The sequence below is a fragment of the Streptomyces fuscigenes genome (genome assembly GCF_021556455.1).
In the GTDB taxonomy this organism is placed as follows: domain Bacteria; phylum Actinomycetota; class Actinomycetes; order Streptomycetales; family Streptomycetaceae; genus Streptomyces; species Streptomyces fuscigenes.
In genome coordinates this window covers 1-5,814 of the sequence record NZ_JAKGCV010000356.1, presented here as the reverse complement: position 1 = coordinate 5,814, position 5,814 = coordinate 1, and the positions used below count along the sequence as shown (strand labels likewise).

4 protein-coding genes and 1 pseudogene are annotated in these 5,814 nt (G+C 73.4%); 4 read left to right on the top strand and 1 reads right to left on the bottom strand.

Annotated elements, in window-relative coordinates:
- From L1885_RS22225 to L1885_RS22210, 4 genes and pseudogenes are all read left to right on the top strand, one after another.
- Positions 1-558, top strand: a pseudogene (locus L1885_RS22225) (hypothetical protein); the annotation flags it as partial.
- 4 nt (positions 559-562) lie between these two features.
- Positions 563-1,921 carry an iron uptake transporter deferrochelatase/peroxidase subunit gene (gene efeB / locus L1885_RS22220; protein WP_308117375.1) on the top strand — a complete coding sequence of 453 codons (1,359 nt, stop codon included), beginning with the start codon at positions 563-565 and terminating at the stop codon, positions 1,919-1,921.
- A 646-nt stretch (positions 1,922-2,567) separates the two neighbouring features.
- Positions 2,568-3,845 carry a serine--tRNA ligase gene (serS, locus tag L1885_RS22215; RefSeq protein WP_235798935.1) on the top strand — a complete coding sequence of 426 codons (1,278 nt, stop codon included), beginning with the start codon at positions 2,568-2,570 and terminating at the stop codon, positions 3,843-3,845.
- Positions 3,846-3,964: 119 nt separating this feature from the next.
- Positions 3,965-4,771, top strand: a complete 807-nt coding sequence (locus tag L1885_RS22210) for an HAD family hydrolase (RefSeq protein WP_235798936.1) — start codon at positions 3,965-3,967, stop codon at positions 4,769-4,771.
- Between the two features lie 532 nt (positions 4,772-5,303).
- On the opposite strand, the gene L1885_RS22205 is transcribed toward L1885_RS22210, so the two are convergent.
- A partial coding sequence (locus tag L1885_RS22205; protein ID WP_235798934.1) for a 2-oxo acid dehydrogenase subunit E2 occupies positions 5,304-5,814 on the bottom strand: 511 nt, incomplete at its 5' end.

The window sequence follows — 5,814 nt, the reverse complement described above, 5'->3', positions numbered from 1 at the left end:
CGGGCGGCCGTGGCGACCGCGAGCAGGAAGCGCGCGCGGGACGCCGACCCCGTGCGCGGCGGCCTGCGCCGGTCCGTGCTCGCCGAGGCGGCCGTCGCGATCGCCGTCCTGGCCGTCGCGACGATCCTGTCGGACACCGAGCCGGGCAGGACGGCCGAGGCGGCGGCGAAGGACCCGGCGAGCGCGTCGGCCCCGGCCGCGGTGGCGAAGGGCGGGCCCGTCGACCTGAGCATCCCCTTCGACACCGGCGGCGCCAAGGGCAAGGGCGTGCTCGAGTTCTACCTGGAACCGGCGCGGGCCGGCGGTCAGAACCTCATGCACCTCTACGTCAACGGACCGGACGACCGGCCCCTCGACGTCCCGGAGGTCAAGGCGAGCCTCACGCTGAAGTCCCGCAGGATCGGCCCGCTGCCCGTCACGCCCGAACGCTTCGCTCCGGGACACTGGGCGGCGGAACACGTCCAGATCCCCATGCCCGGCACCTGGCAGCTCGCCCTCACCGTCCGGACCTCGGACATCGACGAGACCACCGTGTACAAGAACATCACGATCGGCTGAGCACGTGACCGACACCTCGAAACACCCCTCGAAGAACGGCGCACGCGGCGGCGGGAGGACCCCGGCGGGCGCGCCGGCTCCCGCGCCCGAGGGCCGCGAAGGCCCCGACGCGGGCGCCGGAGTCAGCCGGCGGCGCGTGCTCGGCGCGGCCGGTGCCGCCGGGGCCGGCGGCCTGCTCGTCGGAGCCGGCGGCGGCGCCGGGGCGTACGCCGCGACGCGGCCGGGCGCGCCCGCGCCGCTGACCTCGCTCGGCTCGGACGGGGTGCCCTTCCACGGCACCCACCAGGCGGGCATCACCACCCCGCTGCAGGCGGCCGGCCACCTGGCCGCCTTCGACCTGGCGCCCGGCGCGGGCCGCGCGGAGGCGGTGGCACTGCTGCGGCGCTGGACGGCGTGCGCGGCGCAGATGGCCGAGGGGCGGCCCGCGCCCCAGGACGACACGGGAGTCGCCCTGGACGCGGGTCCCTCCTCGCTGACCGTCACCATCGGCTTCGGGCACAGCTTCTTCGGCCGCACGGGGCTGACGGCGCAGCGGCCCGCCCAGCTCGATCCGCTCCCGGCGTTCTCCTCCGACCACCTGGATCCGGCCCGCAGCAACGGCGACGTGTGGGTGCAGGTCGGCTCGGACGACGCGCTCGTGGCCTTCCACGCGCTGCGTGCCCTGCAGCGGGCGGCCGGTTCGGCGGCCCGGCTGCGCTGGCGGATGAGCGGGTTCAACCGCTCCCCCGGCGCCACCGCGCACCCGATGACGGCGCGCAACCTGATGGGACAGGTCGACGGCACCGGCAACCCCCAGCCGTCGGCGCCGCGTTTCGACGAGCAGATCTTCGTGCCCGCCGATCCGGCGGGCGGCGGGGGCGCGCCGCACAGCCCCGCGTGGATGGCGAACGGCTCGTACGCCGTGGTCCGGCGCATCCGCATGCTGCTGGACGACTGGGAGAAGCTGCCGCTGGACAAGCAGGAGAAGGTCATCGGGCGGCGGAAGTCGGACGGCGCGCCCCTCACCGGCGGGACCGAGCGCACCGCGATGGCGCTGACGAAGACCGGCGCGGACGGGCAGCTCGTCATCCCCGCGGACGCGCACGCCCGCATCGCGGCGCCGAGCACGAACGGCGGTGCGGCGATGCTGCGCCGGCCCTTCTCGTACGACGACGGCGTGCTCGACGACGGCAGTCCGGACGCGGGCCTGCTGTTCGTCGCCTGGCAGGCGGACCCCCTCAAGGGTTTCGTGCCCGTCCAGCGCAAGCTCGACCGGGGCGACGCGCTCTCGGCGTTCATCCGGCACGAGTCGAGCGGGCTGTTCGCCGTGCCGGGCGGGGCCGCGCGCGGCGAGTACGTGGGGCAGCGGCTGCTGGAGTCGTGAGGCGGCCGGGCCTGCCGGGGGCGCTCGCCCGGCGGAGTCCCGGCTCCTTTGTGCACAGCGACCCCCATCCTGTGGATAACTCGGGTAGTTATCCACAGGGATGGCGCCAGTCCTGAGGACAAGTCGACATGGCGAGTCCGATTCATCGACAAATCTCCCGACTCACTCTTTCGCTGTCCACAGGGTGTGCGGAGAGGCAAGCCCCCCGCCCGACCCTCACTCCGGGTGACCGGCGGCACGGAAAGGGTGAATCCCCACCCGAAGGAGTGGTGAATGCGGGTTTGAAAGCGGATTTATCCAACCTGTGCTCGTCGAAGAAAATGATCAAGAGCATTGTCCACAACAAAAGAGCCCAGCCTGTGGATAACTCGGTCCGGATCTTTTTCCCGCTGTGGACAAGGGAGGCCAAGTGCCCGCGCGGGCAAGGGATGTGAGTCAACGTGAGGCAGCGCGCACCCCACTGGACGGCGAATTCCAGGCATCACTTTGACGCGCACCGGCGAACATCGCCACTCGCACTCCGATCAATTCGGGCATTTATCTCGATTCACTCTATTTACCATCAGAACGGTAAGAACGGGCAGGCTATCAACCCCTGTGGATACAGAGGTGAGGGCGCGGGGGCCGCACCGGTAGCCTTGGCCGCGTGATTGACCTTCGCCTGCTCCGTGAGGACCCCGACCGTGTCCGTGCCTCCCAGCGCGCCCGTGGAGAGGACGTCGCCCTCGTCGACGCCCTGCTCTCCGCCGACGAGCGCCGCAGGTCGTCCGGCGTCCGCTTCGACGAGCTGCGCTCCGAGCAGAAGTCGATCGGCAAGCTGATCCCCAAGGCGTCCCCGGAGGAGAAGGCCGAGCTGCTCAAGAAGGCCGAGCAGCTCAAGGCCGAGGTCAAGGCCGCCGACGCCGCCCAGGACGAGGCGGGCGAGGAGGCCAGGGGCCTGCTCCTCAAGCTCGGCAACATCGTGCACCCGGACGTGCCGGTGGGCGGCGAGGAGGACTTCACGGTCCTGGAGACGCACGGCACGATCCGCGACTTCGGCGCGGAGGGCTTCACGCCGAAGGACCACCTGGAGCTCGGCGAGGCGCTCGGCGCCATCGACATGGAGCGCGGCGCCAAGGTGTCCGGCTCCCGCTTCTACTACCTGACGGGCGTCGGCGCGCTGCTGGAGCTCGCGCTGGTCAACGCGGCGGTCGCGCAGGCCACCGCCGCCGGCTTCACCCCGATGATCACGCCCGCGCTGGTGCGCCCGCAGGCCATGGAGGGCACGGGCTTCCTCGGCCAGGCCGCCGCCGACGTGTACCACCTGGAGCAGGACGACACCTACCTGGTGGGGACGTCCGAGGTGCCGCTCGCCGCGTACCACATGGACGAGATCATCGACGCCGACAAGCTGCCGCTGCGCTACGCCGGCTACTCCTCGTGCTTCCGCCGCGAGGCCGGCACGTACGGCAAGGACACGCGCGGCATCTTCCGCGTCCACCAGTTCGAGAAGGTGGAGATGTTCTCGTACGTGGCGCCTGAGGACGCGGAGGCGGAGCACCTGCGCCTGCTGGAGTGGGAGAAGGAGTGGCTGCTCGGCCTCGGCCTGCCCTTCCAGGTGATCGACGTGGCCTCGGGCGACCTGGGCGCGTCCGCGTCGCGCAAGTACGACTGCGAGGCGTGGATCCCGACGCAGGGCAAGTACCGCGAACTGACGTCGACGTCCAACTGCGACAGCTTCCAGGCACGCCGGCTGTCCGTGCGGATGCGCGACGGCAAGCAGGTCAAGCCGCTGTCCACGCTCAACGGCACGCTGTGCGCGGTGACCCGCACGATCGTGGCCATCCTGGAGAACCACCAGCAGGCCGACGGCTCCGTGTGGGTGCCGGAGGTGCTGCGGCCCTACCTGGGCGGACGCGAGCTGCTGGAGCCGATCGCGAAGTGAGCACGGGCGAGGCGGACACCGGCGGCGCGGGCAGCGGGGCGGACGCGGGCGGGGCCGGGGGCGGCCCCGCGGCGTCCGGCCCGTCGGACGGCACCGCGAGGGCGGCCTTCCCCTACCGGCTGGTCGCCACCGACCTCGACGGGACGCTGCTGCGCGGCGACGGCACGGTCTCCGCGCGCACCCGCGCGGCGCTCGCCGCCGCCACGGAGGCGGGGGCCGCGCACATCGTCGTCACGGGCCGGTCCGTGCCGTGGGTGCGCGACATCCTGACGGACCTGGGCTACGAGGGCCTCGCCGTCTGCGGCCAGGGCTCGCAGGTCTACCACGCGGGCGAGGGCCGCCTGCTGACGTCGCTGACGCTCGACCGGCAGGTCGCGCGCCGTGCGATCGCGCAGATCGAGTCGGAGCTCGGCCCCCTCGCGCTCGCCGTCAGCCAGGACGGCCTCGACGGCACCGTGCTGACCGACGAGCGGTACACGCTCGGCGGCCGCAAGCTCGACCGGGCCGCCCTCGTCGGGGACCGGGACGACTTCTGGGCCGAGCCGCTCAACAAGGTGTACCTCCAGCACCCCGAGCTGGACGACGACGCCCTGACGCTCGCCGCCCGCGCGGCCGTCGGCCCGCTGACGGACGTCGTCATGGCGGGGCCCGGCGTGGTCGAGCTGGTGCCCGTGGGCCTCACGAAGGCCCGCGGCCTGTCGATCGCGGCGCGCAGGCTCGGCGTCACGGCACGGGAGACGGTCGCCTTCGGCGACATGCCGAACGACATCCCGATGTTCGCCTGGGCCGCGCACGGCGTCGCGATGGCCAACGCGCACCCCGAACTCCTCGCCGTGGCGGACGAGGTCACCGCGTCGAACGACGAGGACGGCATCGCGGTCGTCCTGGAGAAGCTGCTGACCGGCGAGGCGGCCGTCGGCGCCTGAGCGCCCGCTCGGCATGGGCAGGGGGAGGGGCGGCCCGCGCGGTCGCGCGCTCGAAGCGGCCGCCCCCGGACGGTGCGCCGGCGGCACGTCGCGGCCGGCGTGTGGACCCGCCGCGGTGCCCGGCACGGCGCCGTCCCGCACGGCGCGCCGCGGCACGGACTCCGGGTCCCCCGCGGCGCACCTTCCCCGGTCCTCAAGGACCGCGCGGCGCGCCCTGCTCGAACAAGTGTGCCGAGCGGACGGCCGCCGCACCACCGAATTTCGCGGAGCCCCCCGGCCCCGGTGCCGTACGGGTCCCAGCCCGCCGGCCGGATTCCCCAGGAGGCACCGCCCCCGGCCCGTGGTCCGGTTCCGGGGCCCAGGCCGGCGCCGCACCCGGCCCCCGCAGCGTGCGGCCCCGGACACGGCAGCGGCGCCGGTCCCGCCCCGTGCAGGGGGGAACCGACGCCGCCGGAGCCGGGCGTCCGCGTGCTCACCCGCCGCGTCGCGTCAGGCGGTCACCGGACGCGTCAGGCCCAGGTGACCGGACGCGTCAGGCCCAGGTGATCAGGCGCTTCGGCTGCTCCAGTATCGCGGCGATGTCCGCGAGCACCTTCGAGCCCAGCTCGCCGTCGACCAGCCGGTGGTCGAAGGAGAGCGCGAGCGTGGTCACCTGGCGCGGCTTCACCTTGCCCTTGTGCACCCACGGCTGCGGCTTGATCGCGCCCACCGCCAGGATCGCCGCCTCGCCCGGGTTCAGGATGGGCGTGCCGGAGTCGATGCCGAAGACGCCGACGTTGGTGATGGTGACGGTGCCGCCCTGCATGGCGCCGGGCGAGGTGCGGCCCTCGCGGGCCGTCGCCACGAGCTCGCCGAGCGACTCGGCCAGCTGCGGCAGCGTCTTGTCGTGCGCGTCCTTGATGTTCGGCACGATCAGCCCGCGGGGGGTCGCGGCCGCGATGCCCAGGTTCACGTAGTGCTTGCGCACGATCTCCTGGTTGGCCTCGTCCCAGCTGGCGTTGATGTCGGGGTTCCGCCTGATCGCCACGAGCAGCGCCCGCGCG